The organism is Nostoc sp. MG11 (genome assembly GCF_014904695.1).
Classification (GTDB): domain Bacteria; phylum Cyanobacteriota; class Cyanobacteriia; order Cyanobacteriales; family Nostocaceae; genus Komarekiella.
In genome coordinates, this window is sequence record NZ_JACXXN010000004.1 from 309,732 (window position 1) to 324,159 (window position 14,428).

A 14,428-nucleotide genomic window follows, 5' to 3' on the forward strand; every position below is an offset into this window, starting at 1 on the left:
TCTTAATACTAATTAATAAGTATAAATGATGGAGAATAATTCTTATCAATTTTCCGGTTATGACCGCAATAGTAACTCTGTGCCGACATCTCTCCAGCCACAACCTTTTCCGGGAAGTGAAGATTCGGGAAATAACTGGAGCTTTCGTGAATTTCTTGGTCTTATGAGACGACGAGGCCTACTAATTGCTGGGGTAACTACTGTTGTAATGGTAACTTTTGTCGTTAATTTGAAGTTGAACCAAAAGCAACCAGAATATGAAAGCAGTTTTCAGCTATTAGTAGAACCTGTGAATGATGACAGCAAAGTAGTAGATGTTGTCAAAGACACTAACTCAACTACCACTAGTGGTCTAGATTATGATAGCCAAATTCAGGTTCTCAAAAGTCCTGAACTGATGGATAGCCTTATTCAACAGTTGCAAGTATCCTATCCAGACATAAATTATGATGATTTAATCAATACTTTGCAGATTAATCGTTTAGGTGAAACCAAGATTATAGAGGTAAGGTATCGTAGTAACGATCCCAAGAAGATTAAAGTAGTTTTAGACAAAATTTCTAGCGAATACATAGACTATAGCCAGGAAAGACGGCAAACTAAATTACGTCAGGGCATTCATTACGTTGAAAAACAACTGCCCTTTCTGCAAAATCGAGTTGATCAGATCCAAAGAGAATTGCAAAATTTTCGGCTAAATTATAAATTTAACGATCCAGAAGCCGAGGCCAAACAGATTGATGAGCAAATAGCTACTTTGTCTGAGCAACGAGAAAAGGTTGATATGCAGTTGGGGCAAACTCGCTCCAATGTTGATATTTTAAAGGGAAAAGATGGAGCCTCAGCTGTACTGAATAATGCTGTGTTATATCAGCAGTTACTCACCCAGATTCGTCAATTAGATTCTCAGATTGCTCAGGAGTCAGCACGTCTACAAGAAGACAATCCCACTATCCAAACATTGAAAGAAAAACGCGCAAGCTTATTGCCTTTGCTACAGAATGAAGCGCAGCGCTTTTTGGATGTAAAACTTTCAGAGACAGGTGCTCAAGTTCAAACTCTAGTAGTGCAAATACAAGAGATAGATAAAACTATACAAAGGCTTGAACAAAAACGCAAAAGATTGCCAGCATTAGCAAGACAATATAAAACACTACAGCAAAAGTTACAGATTACTACAGAGAGCCTAAATAGGTTTTTATCTACTCGCGAAAACCTCCAAATTCAAGTATCCCAGACAGAACTAGGATGGCAGTTGCTTAAAAAGGCGATTCAGCCTGAAAAACCTGTAACTTCTTCTGACATCAAACGAAATTTATTAGTAGGATTGGTCACAAGTTTAGTATTGGCAATCGGTATCGCCTTACTGATTGAAAAACTTGACAATACATATCATAGTGTTAATGATTTCAAGGACAAGCTGAAATTACCATTGTTGGGAAATATCCCATTTGAAAAGCAACTCCAAATTAGTAAATCCTCTACTTCCAAAGGAAATATTCCTCTAGTACGAATCTCAGATTTGCCATATGACAGGAATCCTGAATTGGCGGTTATAGCGGATCAAGACTACAGCAACCATTCTGTAAAGTTTTTGGAAGCTTTACGGTTACTTTATACAAACATTCAACTTCTCAGTTGCGATCGCCAAATACGTTCGTTCATTATTAGCTCAGCTATGCCTGGTGATGGTAAGTCTACAGTTGCCTTCCATCTGGCTCAAATAGCTACAGCAATGGGGCAAAGAGTGCTACTGATAGATGCAAATCTGCGTCAACCTGTAATTCATACCCTTTCAGAGTTAAACAACCTATGGGGATTGAGTAATTTAATTTCTACAAATTTGCCACCAGGGGAAGTAATTCGGAAGTTTCCTTCTATGAACCAATTATCTGTGATCACATCTGGGCCCATACCCCCTGATCCCACAAAATTGCTCTCGTCCGAAAAAATGAAGCGCCTGATGGCAGATTTTCATAATAGCTTTGACTTAGTGATTTATGACACACCACCCCTACTCGGACTAGCTGATGCTAGCTTGTTGGCACCAAATACTGATGGGATTTTATTAGTAGTAAGGATTGATAAAACAGATTCTTCCAAAATACAACAAGCTTTAGACCACCTGAAAATTTCCCCGATGAATGTCTTAGGTATTGTTGGTAACGGACAAAACAATTTTAATGATTAAGAGCTTTCTAAAGCGGGTAAAAAACTTGAATGGCCCATTAGATAAAGCTTTTCGGCAAAGCGGGTGATGGGACTCGAACCCACGACGTTCACCTTGGGAAGGTGACATTCTACCACTGAATTACACCCGCAGATAGTTGTTGGCTTTATTTAAACCGATGATTATCATATCACTATTTGTGAACTTACTGATTTAAGAAGCAGGTTTTTCGCTGGTAGGCGGTAGATTGATAACTTCATTCTCGGTAGCAATAAGTTTGGTAGTTTACTGCCAAAGCTTGATTGTGCTGACGATGGTAGCTGAAAAAACTCAATTAAGCACGATGCTTTAATAAATGAATGAGCTTAGTTGATACACCCATTCTGTCAAAAGCGATCGCTGATACTTTCAGCTTAAGTATATACCATGACTCAAATCGAGGTTTTTAATTCAAATATAAGTACTTGTTTATACTAAAACCGATAATTTATTTATATAAATAACCTGGTCGCCTCGTCTACCCTTTCTAAGTCACACGCCATGTGTATCTAGATCACCGTCAACCAGTGATTAAATATGAAAAACTGATTAAGCTGATTAAGCTAATGTACATTTATGCAATGGGAGTAATATAGCATTAATGTATTTTTCTATACTAGCATTCTATTGAACTTACTCACCCCACAATCCCTTTTAAACCTTTGCGCTACAAGGAAAACAAGCCTATTATTTAATCTAAGTATACATAAAACTAGCGTTCACACCTATACCTGAGTTACAAATGAGCAATCTGTATTGTCTTAAATTCCAGTAAGGGTCACCCTAAGTTATGCAATTTTGAAATGAGTCAATCAAATCACTAAACAATTACTATCTACTTGAGTAAACAGATATGTTCAATGCCACTGAAATTTTAATTGACGCCTTTGTAAATCAAATTCGTGAAGGTTATCGTCGCACCTATGGCTGCTTAAAAAACGAATATGAGGATATTATAGCTTGGGCTGGTAACATGGCTTTGGAAAATATTGCTAATAGTGATGCCCTTTATCACAATGTTGAACACACTGTACTAGTCACCCTTGTAGGTCAAGAAATTTTACGTGGCAAACACATCAGAGAAGGTGGTGTATCTAGTGAAGACTGGTTGCACTTTATCATTTCTTTAGTATGCCATGATATTGGCTATGTTAAAGGAGTTTGCCGACAAGACCGGGAGGCATCAGGCTTGTATGCCACAGGCAAAAATGGCAGAATGATTTCTCTGACTCCCGGCGCTTCTGATGCCAGTCTGACACCGTATCATGTAGACAGGGCAAAGCTGTTTATTGATGAACGTTTTGGCGGTCACAAATTGATAGATGGTGAGGTAATTAAGAGCAATATTGAATGGACTCGGTTTCCCGTACCTAGAGCAGAGGATCATCAAGATACAAATAGTTTTGCAGGGTTAGTACGTGCTGCGGATTTGATTGGGCAATTAAGTGATCCGCGTTACTTAAAGAAAATTACTTCTTTATTCTACGAGTTTGAAGAAACAGGTATGAATAAAGTTTTAGGTTATCAAACCCCTGCCGATTTACGCTATAACTATGCCAAGTTTTACTGGCATGGTGTCTATCCTTATATCAAAGATGGACTACATTACTTATCTCTAACACAGCAAGGAAAACAAATTCTTGCTAATTTATACTCAAATGTGTTTGTTGTAGAACACGAAAAACAACAGGAAGAACAGCGGTATTTAGTTGAGCAGCTACATGCTTAAATATTAGTCAAGAGTCAAGAGTCCAAAGTCAACAGTCCAAAGTCAAAAATTTAAAATCTACACTAAGCCAGTTGATTGACTCTTGACCCCTGACCTTTGACCCTTAATTATTGACTCAAAATTATGGACTGGTGGCGACGACTCAAGAAAAATCCTCTAGCACGATTTGGGGCAATTTTACTGTTAGTTTTCTATTTGGCAGTAATTGCGGCTGATTTCGTGGCCCCATACGACCCTTATGTCTCTCAACCCAATGGTTCGCTGCTGCCACCAACTAGGGTATACTGGGCTTCTCAGTCAGGGCAGTTTATCGGGCCTCATATTTATCCGACGACTCAGGGAGACACAAACCTAGAAACAGGCGATCGCAAACTGATTGTAGACTTTACAAAGCCCTCACCTTTGCGTTTGTTTGTCTCTGGCCCAGAATACCGTTTGTTGCAAGTGAGTTTGCCATTACCTCCCAGCTGGGATGAAGTCACAATCATTCCCGGTATTCCCTTGAACTGGCATTTGTTTGGCGCAATAGGCATAGCAAAAATTAACCTTTTGGGGACTGATGAGCAAGGTCGTGACCAATTTAGTCGCCTGCTGCATGGTGGTCGCATCAGTATGTTTATAGGAATTTTTGGTATTATCATTACCTATCCCCTTGGTTTGCTGATCGGTGGAATTTCCGGCTACTTTGGAGGTGTAACCGATAGCATCATCATGCGCTTGGCAGAAGTGCTAATGACTTTCCCCAGTATTTATCTTTTAGTTACCTTGGGAGCAGTCTTACCAGCTGGTTTAAGTAGCACCCAGCGCTTTTTGCTGATTGTGGTAATTACTTCGGTTATTGGCTGGGCTGGCTTAGCAAGAGTAATTCGTGGACAGGTATTATCAATAAAAGAGCGAGAATTTGTCCAAGCGGCACGTGCAATGGGTGGAAACCCAATTTATATCATCCTCCGCCACGTTTTACCGCAAACAGCTACTTATATAGTTATCTCTGCTACTCTTGCGATTCCTAGTTTTATTGGCGCAGAAGCAATACTAAGTCTCATCGGCTTGGGCATTCAGCAACCAGACCCTTCTTGGGGTAATATGCTTTCTTTGGCAAGCAATGCTTCTATTTTGGTGCTGCAACCTTGGCTAATCTGGCCGCCAGCAGTGCTAATTATCCTCACGGTACTAGCATTTAACTTACTCGGTGATGGGTTGAGAGATGCACTAGACCCCCGTAGCTTGCGAAGATAGGCTTGACCAAGATTTAGACAAATTTCTTGAATAGGTAATGCCTAAAACCTATTCGAGTAATTTTTGGTCTGTATTTAGGTAGAGCGATCACCTATCACTTTAGTGCAGAATATTTACATAGGTATTTTAGTATAAACCTCAATTCCTGGATAGTCAGGCTTAAAATTATTTTGTAACTTAAATGTAGTATCATTGGAATAACTTTGCAGCAATAAATAAAGGTATACTGAAATGTTTTTTTGAAGAAAAATCTGCTCAATTTTTTTCAAAAACATCTTGACAAATCGTCAAATGAAAGTTATTAACTTAAATACCAAGGAGGTAAAAGAGATCTGAGTCCAAAAGTGAGGCATGAAGATAGCAAAACTCCGTCGTAGCTGTTGTGAGCTTGCTGCGACGGAGAGAATAAAAATTGGAATACCAAAAGAGAGCAGGCAAAATGCTTGCGCCACAAGGATAAATAGGGATAAAAAACTTAGAAGGAAATTACCTTTTACCTTGTGCCTTGTCTCCCCCTTGGCGTTTCCTACTGTGCTATGTACAAAATATAGTTTTTACTTGGAGGGAAAAGTATTCTAAAGATCAGTTTTTATGTATCATACTGAACGCTAAACATAAGCAAGTTCTCAAAAAAGGTTGATTTGAGGCTGTTTCCAGGATTGTTGTGAATATTCAAAAAAACAATAAATAAAAAATTAAATTTAGTAGAAACGCTGTAGTGAATGAGAAATTGCACCGAGTGCAGTTACATCAACAGCTTGTGTGGGTAGGAATTGGTTGTCAACGAGGAACCTCTGGACAATTGATTGATAAGGCAATTGGGCAAATATTTCAAGATAACCAACTTTCTCAAAGTGCGATCGCAGGTATTGCTACCATAAACACTAAAGCCTCAGAAGTTGGCTTATTGGAAATTTGCCGCCTACGCAATTGGACTTTAAAAACCTTCTCTGCGGAAATCCTTCGCACCGTCTCTGTCCCCAACCCTGCCACAATCATCGACCAAGCAGTGGGAACATCTAGCGTAGCAGAAGCAGCTGCTATTCTGGCAGCTTCTCAACTTACCCCGTCCTCAACATTTCCTTTCTTTGCGAGCACAGAGGTATTGAGGGTTACTTGCTTAGTTCCTAAACAAATTTTCCGGTTGCAAGGGCAACTAGGCGCGGTAACGGTAGCTGTTGCCCAAGAATTAGATAAAGGACTAAGTTTGTAGAGACGAGTATGGCGTCTACGTCCTTACTGCGTCCTACTCCCTTTTACTTTTTCCTAATCAACCACTCTCAGAACATAGTTGATGATACTGGAGACAATCGCTAGCACGATTGAACCCAACAAAGCAGGTAAAAAACCCTTAATTTCAAAACCAGAACCAGGAGTCAGAACACTTGCCAGCCAAAGAGTCAAGGCGTTGAGTACAAATGTAAATAAACCAAAAGTGAGTAAGGTAATTGGAAACGCTAAAATACGTAAAATTGGTCGAACAAATGCATTAACTAGACCTATAACAATAGCGGCGACAAGAGCGGCCACAAAAGTCTTGACAATAAATCCTGGAACGATATTAGCAGTGATCAATAACGCCACCGCAGTACCGAGCCAAGTGAATAAAAAGTGCTGCATAAGACTTTTAGATAAATTAACAGTAGTTTAATTACTTTGATTATTGCCTGGTGTGGGGTGAAACACTCTCAGGCTAAGACTTACGCACTATACAGAAGATCAACCATCATGTGTGTTCAGATTATTGGCGACTACAATCACATAGGTAGCCTTGTTCTTAGACATTGCTTGCTAAGAATGCAAAAATAAAACTTTAACATCTGATAAATCCACATTGCTTACTTGATTGTCTCTGTTAATGCGTAAGTCTTACAAACATCGCCGTTTACGACTCCGATAGTTGCCGTCCTCTTTTGTCAGCCCAAAAGTAATGTAACTTTTCAGCACTGGCACTGGGTGATACTTCTTAATCGGGGTATCTTTATCGTATTGTAGGATGTACCATAAAATAAAAAACTACGTTTTTGGCATGGAAAAGAAGCAAGAAAGAAGAGTTTTCTCCTTTGCAAGAGCAGCACCCCACCCTTGGAGACTCTTTTCAATGCCCTATGTTCCATACGTCCGAGTGTCTTGAGGACAACGCCACAAGGAAAGTTTTCCTGTCGCTTTCGATGACTCTTCTACGAAAGGCTTACTTCCTCCTGTGGTTGAGGCTACGCCAACAGCTAACGCCGCAAAAGATTCTCCCAGGTGGAGCCACCAACTACGCCGTCAGCTTCTAAACCATAGCGCTTTTGTGCGGCTTTCACCGCCGCCTCGGTTGTCTCGCCAAAATCTCCATCGATACCACCATCCAGGAAACCAAGCTTTTGCAATCTTTCTTGCAACTTAGTAACTTCAGAACCACGCATTCCTACACGTAAAATTGGCCATCCTTCTGAGGTGTATTGAATACCTGGGGTTCGCTTATTATTTGGGGTTGGCTGAATTGGCGTAGTCTGCCCAGTACGTCTGGCTGACTGAGTTCGGGTAGTAGACGTAGTGCGAGATGACGGTTTCTGTGGTCTTGGAGTTGTACTTTGTCTGGGATTGGCAGGTCTTGGCTCCGAGCTAGAATTTACAGTAGTAGATGTAGTACGACGCGGTGGTTTCTGTGGCTTTGGAGTTGTACTTTGACTTGGGTTAGTAGGTTTTGGCTTTGGGCTAGAATTTACAATTTGACTTGTAGGTTGTCTTGGGGGGTTAGGGTTGGAATTTACAACCCTGGTGACGTTGCTAGGCTGGGTTGGAACGGGAAAATTTGTCGCTGAGTTAAATGCTGGCTGAGGTGAAGAGGTAGTTGATGTCACTATTGATTCGTTAGGGAAAAGTTTTTGCCAAGTGCTGGCATCAACAACACCATCTGGACTCAAGCCAGCTGCTTGCTTAAACCGGGAAACAGCGCTAGCCGTATTATCGTTATAGATGCCATCTACTGCACCTGAGTAAAAGCCCAAAAGTTTAAGAGCAGCCTGAAGTTCAGACACACGTTCTCCTTGGCTACCAACTTTGAGGGTAGGGCGGTTGATGCTATCTCCAGAACTGACTTGGGCAATTTTTTGTGGCGCTGCAATTGACACTACAGCAAAGAAGGCAGTGCGGTCTTCTCTTGCGTCGGTTGCGCCTTCGCGGAGCGTCTCGTAGAGAAGGGGGTTTCCTCCAAGAGCAACTGCCGTTGAGCTAATGAGCAGGGGCGTACAAGAGAACAGGATTATTTCAATCTTTGATAGAAATCTAGACCTCTTTGTCCACCTGTCTTGTTGCCCGTCTTTTCTTGTACGGCAAATTACAGTGGTTTCTAGTGCGCGTAAGTAGTTCAAGATACTTGCTTTCAGGCTGCCTTTCATGGAATTTCCACCGGAAACTTCTGATGCTATATAGTACAGCCGCTTGATTGAGAAAACAGCTGATAATACTGCGATCGCATATAATTTACCCTAGGCGATCGCACTATTAATTGCTTCTTCTTGACCAACTAAAGACAAATAAGGTTCCTTTAAGTATTTACCAGCGGCAGCAATGGCATCTTTAACACTTACAGCTATAACCAACTCTTGAAACTTTTTATCAAAATCAATCCCTAAGCCCAAAATTTCATACCAACCGTATATCTGAGCAATTTGTCCGTTCGTTTGTTTACCCAAAGCATACTGCCCCAATATCTTGTTTTTGGCTGATTGCAGTACGCTTTCTGATACTTCTGTGGTAGTTAATAAATCTACTTCTGTCCGTAGTCCTTCTAGAGCTATACTGGTATTCTCCGCCGCCGTGCCCATGTAAACCAAAAATGACGCTGGAAACAGTCTTGTTGGGTAAAATGCAGATACCTCGTAAGCTAAGCCTCGCTTTTCCCGCAATTCGACAAACAAGCGGCTAGAAAGCCCATTACCCAAGTAGGTAGAAAGTAACTTGAGTGGGGCGTAGTCAGGAGAACTCACCGATGGGCCTAAATAACCTAGCATCACAATTGATTGTTGTGTATGTATAGGCTTGAGCCTTGGCTGCGGTTCTACCTTAATTTCAGGCAAATTCAATACAGGTAACCCTTGTGTTGGAACTTGCCAATCACCAAAAACTTTTTTCACCAAATCAACTGCATCTGTTGGTGTGACTCGACCAGCAATACTAATTACCACATTATCTGGACGAAAATAAGTTTGATGATACTGAACTAAGTCTGCACGAGTTATACTGCCCATTGTTGTTTCATCTCCTAGCACCGACATAGCATAGGGATGATTTTGGTACATTACCTGCCGCATTTGCTCAAAGGCGACAGTAAACGGTTGTTCTTTTTGTGAGCGAATGTCTTGTAGTGCCAGACGCCGTTCTAGTTCAACTTGGGTTTCGGGAAATGTGGGCGATCGCAAAATCAGCCCTGCTAATGCTAAAATTTCAGCAAAATCAGATGTTACCGTCTTCAAAGACAGCAAAAAATAATCAGTAGAGCTATCTGTACTTAAACTCGCTCCCACAGACTCTACTTTTTCGGCAATTTCTAAGCTAGAAAGTCCATCGCATCCCTTTGTCATAACTGCTGATAGCAAATGTGCTAACCCCGCCTGTTCACGGTTTTCGCAACAACTACCAGCACGCACAAAGACTCGCGCCGCAATAATATCCGCAGCAGGATTTTCTGCCACCAGCACTACAATGCCATTGTTCAACACGGTGCGATGGATAGGGGAGTTTTGCAGCAAGGTTGTCATTTGTCATTTGTCCTTTGTCAATTGTTAGTTGTCAGTTGTCAGTTGTCTAGTGACCAATGACCAATGACTAATGACTAATGACCAATGACCAATGACCAATGACTAATGACTAATAAGGCTTAAGTACGGTAACTGCGTAATTATGCGGTGAAAGATACTGTTTAGCTAATTCTTGCAGTTCTTGGGTATCAAACGACTGAATCTGCTGAGGATACGTCACTGCTAATTCAGCTTGAGCGATGGTATTGTAGTAGCCATAAAGCCCCGTAAGCTGATTTGGCGTTTCGGTAGAAAACGCATACTCATTACACAGCAGCCTGCTTGTACGAGCAAGTTCCTGTTCGCTAATTCCGATAGTTTGCAAATCATCCAAATGAGTGCAAATCAAAGACTCAACTTGCTCCAGATTTTCTGGTTCTAACCAGGCAGTAATTGTAAATAAACTCGATTCTCGTTGTAGGGAAAAATTACTGCAAATTCCCTGGACTAATTGCATATCCTCCCGCAAATCACGTACCAAGCGCGAAGTCCGCCCTTCTGCCAATAACACTGACAACAAATCTAAACCATAAGCGGTGCGGAGTTCCTCTACTCCTGGTACTAGCCACGCCATCAGCAACCGCGCTTGTTCTATGCGTGGTAGACACAGTTCTTGACGGCGGATTTTGGTTATTGCTGGCTCGGCCACTTTTTTAGACTGTGGGCAATCAGGACGTTTGGCAAAATCAGAAAATGAGCGATTTACTATTTCCCAAGCTGGCTGCTGGTCAATACCCCCGACAATCACCACTGTCATATTTTCCGGCTGATAGTGAGCGCGGTGAAAACAGCGCATTGCTTCTGGTGACTGCTGCATCAAGTCGTACTCACTACCTAATACTGAACGTCCATAAGGGTGTTGTTGATAGATGCTTGTAATGAGAGATTGAAATCCTATCCAGTCAGAATCATCTTGGCAAGCGCGAATTTCTTCTAGCACTACATCCCGTTCGCGGATAAATTCATCTTCTGGAATTGCTGCATTCAACAATAATTCCCCCAAGTGGGGCAAAGTATCTTTTAGGTAAGGGGCTGCTGTGGTGAGGGAGTAATGAGCATAATCATAGCTCGTAGCGGCATTACTCACGCCACCCCTGTTTTCAACATTGTGATCGAACATTCCAGGCGGTAACGTGGCCGTACCTTTAAAAATCATGTGTTCTAAAAAGTGTGCCATCCCAAACCACGGTTCTGGCTCTAGGGTAGCTCCTGCCCGCACCCAAACATCTGCCACAACTACAGGGGTAGTGGAAATTTCTTGATGAATAAATGTTAAACCATTGTCGAGTCGGAAAACCGAGGCTGGAAACACGGTAGTAGTTAGTTGTTGTGACAATTTTTTGTAGCTTTAACCACAATTTGAAGCAATTTCGTCATCTTAACTCTGAACGATGCCTAAATTAGAATCAATTTATACAGATTTTGTTTTCATAAACAGGCGTTACTAACTTTTAAGTTACAGAAGATTAAATTTGTTTGATTGATATGGCTAAAATGCTTACTACGCCTCATTTGATATTTTCTGTTTTTAATTTCTTATTTGTCTTATAAGTTATACTAATTTAAATAATTAAAGCTCCCAAGTTTTAATTAACTTTGGGAGCTAATAATTTTAAGTTCACCGCGACGCCGTTTTACCTAAGTTTATGACCTGGTTTAACCAGGTGGGAACCTTAATTCCTCGTTTAAAGTTTCCGGGTACATGCCCGGTCTACTGCCACGAGAACAGTTGATTCCCTTGTCTTTAAAGGCATAGATCAAAAAACTTGATGGCAGTCACCAACGTCGTAGTGCAACTAACTCATTATAGCCTTCTAAAAGATGCTGTGTATTCCATATCGGAATTTTCTAGAAAATTTAACTGGGATACCAGATGGATTCTATGGTTTGGGCGATGGCTGCGCCGACGCCGTTGGCGATCGCACTCAACCTATCCCGGTGCTGATTATCAAGTAAAACGGTAACGTGTCCCAACTTTCGCCCAGGACGCGATTCAGTCTTCCCGTACCAATGAACGTGGGCTTGGGGAATCTTGGCTAATTGTTGGCGCTTGCTTTGGTAGTCGCTTTGAGAATTTTCGTACCCTAGTAGGTTGACCATCACAGCCCTGGCGCACTGCAAAGCAGGATTACCCAAAGGTAAACCACAAACTGCTCGGAGGTGCTGCTCAAATTGAGAAGTTTCACAAGCATCAAGGGAAAAATGTCCAGAGTTGTGGGTGCGGGGGGCGATTTCATTGACCAGAATTTTGCCATCAGCAGCGAGAAATAGCTCAATTCCAAAAACTCCTACCACTTGTAAGCTATTTAGTAGAGTGTGTGCGATCGCCTCTATTTCCGCTGCTTGATTAGGCGTAATCTGGGCTGGAGCAATCACCCGCCGACAAACCTGTTGTTCTTGTTGGGTTTCTACTACTGGATAGGTTACAACCTTCCCATCTAAAGAACGAGCTGCAATTATTGCTAATTCTCTTTCAAAGGGTACAAATTCTTCTAATAAGAAAAGTGGTTGACTTAACCTCTTATTGGTGACGCTTTCATTCGCTTTTTCTTCCAAAGTCACCAAATCTGGAATTATGAAAGTACCTTGACCATCATATCCGTGGCGTCGGGATTTGAGGACTATGGGAAAGCTTTGATATCTCATTTTGGATTTGAGATGCTCTAGCTCGTCGAGGGCAAAAAACTGGGGGACAGGTAATCCCAAATCACGCAAATAGCAACGCTGATGATATTTATCTAAAAGGGGAGCCAAGGCTTCTAATCTAGGGCGGAAGCAAACACCTTGTAGTGCTAGCAGGGATAAAGCGTCTAAGTCAACAAATTCGTTTTCAAAAGTGATGACATCGCATTTTGTTGCTAATATTTCTGTAGCGCTAGCGTCATCAACTGGGGCGAAAATAATTTCTTGGGCAATTGAAACAGCTGGATCATCTTTACCAGGAGTTTGCACTACCAATTCTACACCTAGCTTCTTTGCTGCGTCTCCCATCATCCAGGCAAGCTGCCCGCCACCAATTATACCAACACGCTTCATTGACATCCCAGAGAATAACTAGTTTTCACGCCAGTTTTAGAATTCACACCGCTGGCTTTACCGCACAGTTCTTTGATTTGCACCTTATCTAAAACTGCATCGGTGAAATCTGCACCGTCTATATTTACATCAGTAAAGATGGCGCGGAGCAAAAGAGCTTCTTTGAAAACTGCATCGCTCAAATCAGCTTTAGTTAAGTTTACCTGATCAACCATTGCGTTAGTTAAATCCGCTCCGTGCAGATTCGCTTGTGTCATCACCGAAGCACTTAATACTGCTCCCCGCAAGTCAGCATCCGCAAAATTAGCCAGATCCATATTGGCGTTAGAAAACTCCGCAGCTTGCAAACTTTCACCAGAAAAATCGTGTCTTGTCAACTCTGCATTGCTAAATGACAGTGGATGAGTCCAGTCTACCGCCAGTGCGGGATGAGCCGCGCACCATATTATAATCCCCAGCAGTAACGCCAACCCTCGCCGCAAAAACATATCGCTAGCCAATTTTGTATCCTATCGCTGCATTTTTAGCTTATCGCATTTGAATATTAACTTAAGTTTCAGAATTCACAATGAGTTAACAATCAAAAGCAATCGTTTATTGATATGTTTACAATTATTGATTTTATAATTTGCTTTTTAGGATATGCACAGAATTGTATTAATTTCAGCAAGCGATGTTTACGAGGGGCTACGCTGACGCTGATTCATTTACAATACTTTACTTTATACCTTGGAAGTAAAGTTTATTGTCTTTTACTTTAAATAGTCACTATCGACTGTTAGCCTTTTAATTAAGGAAAGCAATATTTGAGCGTAATTAAATGTGGCTTATGTGCTTGACAAAGCAGAATAATTTTATATTCACTTTAATAGCGCTCATCTAATTTATCAGGAATCTCCAAGATATTTATATTTCGCGAACTATACAAATTCAACAAGCCAAACTCACAACCCCGACGATGATGAATCATTACTCTCTTCAATGGATCGAGGCATGGTGCCAAGAAAATGGCTGGACAGATTTGTTTGTCGAGCGGCGTAACAACTTCTGGGCTTTTCCTCCGGGTGGAGTAATGCCTGAACCAATTCCCTCTCAAGTTCTCAGAACAATTAAAGCCGAAAAAGGATTAACTTTTGAGGAACGCTTGTGGTCGATGTCAGCAGTAATTGGGACAATCCTAGCTGTTATTTCTACCTTTTGGTTCCAGTCTCCGATGCCGTTAGTTTTGGCTTTCGCTTTTAACGCCGTTACAGTGGCTCAATTTGAACTTGAGGATGCCTAAATTCTTAGTTTGGGCATTGTTATTAAAAACTGCTCTTGTCTGTTAATCTTAGCAAGAGCAGTTTTTAGTTTAAGAGTAAAGATTCAAAATCAACAAAGTTTCAGTTAATAGATAAACTTGGTTTTCACTCATCAGTTGACACAAGC

11 protein-coding genes, 1 tRNA gene and 1 other RNA gene are annotated in these 14,428 nt (G+C 41.3%); 5 read left to right on the plus strand and 8 right to left on the minus strand.

All coding sequences use genetic code 11. The features are described from left to right. Positions 1-28 precede the first annotated feature (28 nt). Positions 29-2,191 carry a GumC family protein gene (locus HCR01_RS08670; protein WP_193195913.1) on the plus strand — a complete coding sequence of 721 codons (2,163 nt, stop codon included), beginning with the start codon at positions 29-31 and terminating at the stop codon, positions 2,189-2,191. Positions 2,192-2,249: 58 nt separating this feature from the next. Here the strand turns inward: HCR01_RS08670 and HCR01_RS08675 are convergent. Next, positions 2,250-2,321 (minus strand) — tRNA-Gly (locus tag HCR01_RS08675). A gap of 741 nt (positions 2,322-3,062) precedes the next feature. Here HCR01_RS08675 and HCR01_RS08680 point away from each other — a divergent pair. The 3 genes from HCR01_RS08680 to HCR01_RS08690 all read left to right on the plus strand — a co-directional run bounded on the left by HCR01_RS08680 (position 3,063) and on the right by HCR01_RS08690 (position 6,390). Then, entirely contained in the window at positions 3,063-3,938 is an 876-nt protein-coding gene (locus tag HCR01_RS08680; protein ID WP_162397896.1) for an Npun_R2479 family HD domain-containing metalloprotein, read from the plus strand. A 123-nt stretch (positions 3,939-4,061) separates the two neighbouring features. After that, positions 4,062-5,177 (plus strand): ABC transporter permease, encoded by a 1,116-nt coding sequence (locus tag HCR01_RS08685; RefSeq protein WP_193195822.1) that lies wholly within the window; start codon positions 4,062-4,064, stop codon positions 5,175-5,177. Between the two features lie 718 nt (positions 5,178-5,895). Continuing rightward, a complete protein-coding gene (locus HCR01_RS08690; RefSeq protein ID WP_193195823.1) occupies positions 5,896-6,390 on the plus strand; it encodes a cobalamin biosynthesis protein in 495 nt (164 codons plus the stop codon). Between the two features lie 53 nt (positions 6,391-6,443). Here HCR01_RS08690 and HCR01_RS08695 read toward each other — a convergent pair whose 3' ends face one another. From HCR01_RS08695 to HCR01_RS08725, 7 genes are all read right to left on the minus strand, one after another. Next, positions 6,444-6,797: a phage holin family protein gene (locus tag HCR01_RS08695; RefSeq protein ID WP_193195824.1), complete on the minus strand. Its 354-nt coding sequence runs from the start codon at positions 6,795-6,797 to the stop codon at positions 6,444-6,446. 605 nt (positions 6,798-7,402) lie between these two features. Further along, on the minus strand, positions 7,403-8,563 hold the full coding sequence (locus tag HCR01_RS08700; RefSeq protein WP_193195825.1) for a peptidoglycan-binding domain-containing protein: 1,161 nt from the start codon (positions 8,561-8,563) through the stop codon (positions 7,403-7,405). Between the two features lie 90 nt (positions 8,564-8,653). Continuing rightward, complete coding sequence (locus HCR01_RS08705; protein WP_193195826.1) at positions 8,654-9,925, minus strand: M16 family metallopeptidase; 1,272 nt, start codon at positions 9,923-9,925, stop codon at positions 8,654-8,656. Positions 9,926-10,034: 109 nt separating this feature from the next. After that, positions 10,035-11,276: a M16 family metallopeptidase gene (locus tag HCR01_RS08710; protein ID WP_193195914.1), complete on the minus strand. Its 1,242-nt coding sequence runs from the start codon at positions 11,274-11,276 to the stop codon at positions 10,035-10,037. Between the two features lie 302 nt (positions 11,277-11,578). Further along, positions 11,579-11,761, minus strand: a non-coding RNA gene (gene ssrS / locus HCR01_RS08715) — 6S RNA. A 60-nt stretch (positions 11,762-11,821) separates the two neighbouring features. Next, positions 11,822-13,000 (minus strand): 5-(carboxyamino)imidazole ribonucleotide synthase, encoded by a 1,179-nt coding sequence (locus HCR01_RS08720; protein ID WP_193195827.1) that lies wholly within the window; start codon positions 12,998-13,000, stop codon positions 11,822-11,824. Next, positions 12,997-13,488, minus strand: coding sequence for a pentapeptide repeat-containing protein (locus HCR01_RS08725; protein WP_193195915.1), 492 nt, complete (start codon positions 13,486-13,488; stop codon positions 12,997-12,999). Before HCR01_RS08725 ends, HCR01_RS08720 begins: the two co-directional genes overlap by 4 nt. 470 nt (positions 13,489-13,958) lie before the next feature. On the opposite strand from HCR01_RS08725, the gene HCR01_RS08730 reads away from it, so the two are divergent. Further along, positions 13,959-14,282, plus strand: a complete 324-nt coding sequence (locus HCR01_RS08730; RefSeq protein ID WP_193195828.1) for a hypothetical protein — start codon at positions 13,959-13,961, stop codon at positions 14,280-14,282. Positions 14,283-14,428 lie beyond the last annotated feature (146 nt).

Coding starts and splice junctions, on each gene's coding strand:
- HCR01_RS08670 (WP_193195913.1), top strand. CDS start 29: ATGGAGAATAATTCTTATCAATTTTCCGGTTATGACCGCAATAGTAAC.
- HCR01_RS08680 (WP_162397896.1), top strand. CDS start 3,063: ATGTTCAATGCCACTGAAATTTTAATTGACGCCTTTGTAAATCAAATT.
- HCR01_RS08685 (WP_193195822.1), top strand. CDS start 4,062: ATGGACTGGTGGCGACGACTCAAGAAAAATCCTCTAGCACGATTTGGG.
- HCR01_RS08695 (WP_193195824.1), bottom strand. CDS start 6,797: ATGCAGCACTTTTTATTCACTTGGCTCGGTACTGCGGTGGCGTTATTG.
- HCR01_RS08700 (WP_193195825.1), bottom strand. CDS start 8,563: ATGAAAGGCAGCCTGAAAGCAAGTATCTTGAACTACTTACGCGCACTA.
- HCR01_RS08705 (WP_193195826.1), bottom strand. CDS start 9,925: ATGACAACCTTGCTGCAAAACTCCCCTATCCATCGCACCGTGTTGAAC.
- HCR01_RS08720 (WP_193195827.1), bottom strand. CDS start 13,000: ATGAAGCGTGTTGGTATAATTGGTGGCGGGCAGCTTGCCTGGATGATG.
- HCR01_RS08725 (WP_193195915.1), bottom strand. CDS start 13,488: ATGTTTTTGCGGCGAGGGTTGGCGTTACTGCTGGGGATTATAATATGG.
- HCR01_RS08730 (WP_193195828.1), top strand. CDS start 13,959: ATGATGAATCATTACTCTCTTCAATGGATCGAGGCATGGTGCCAAGAA.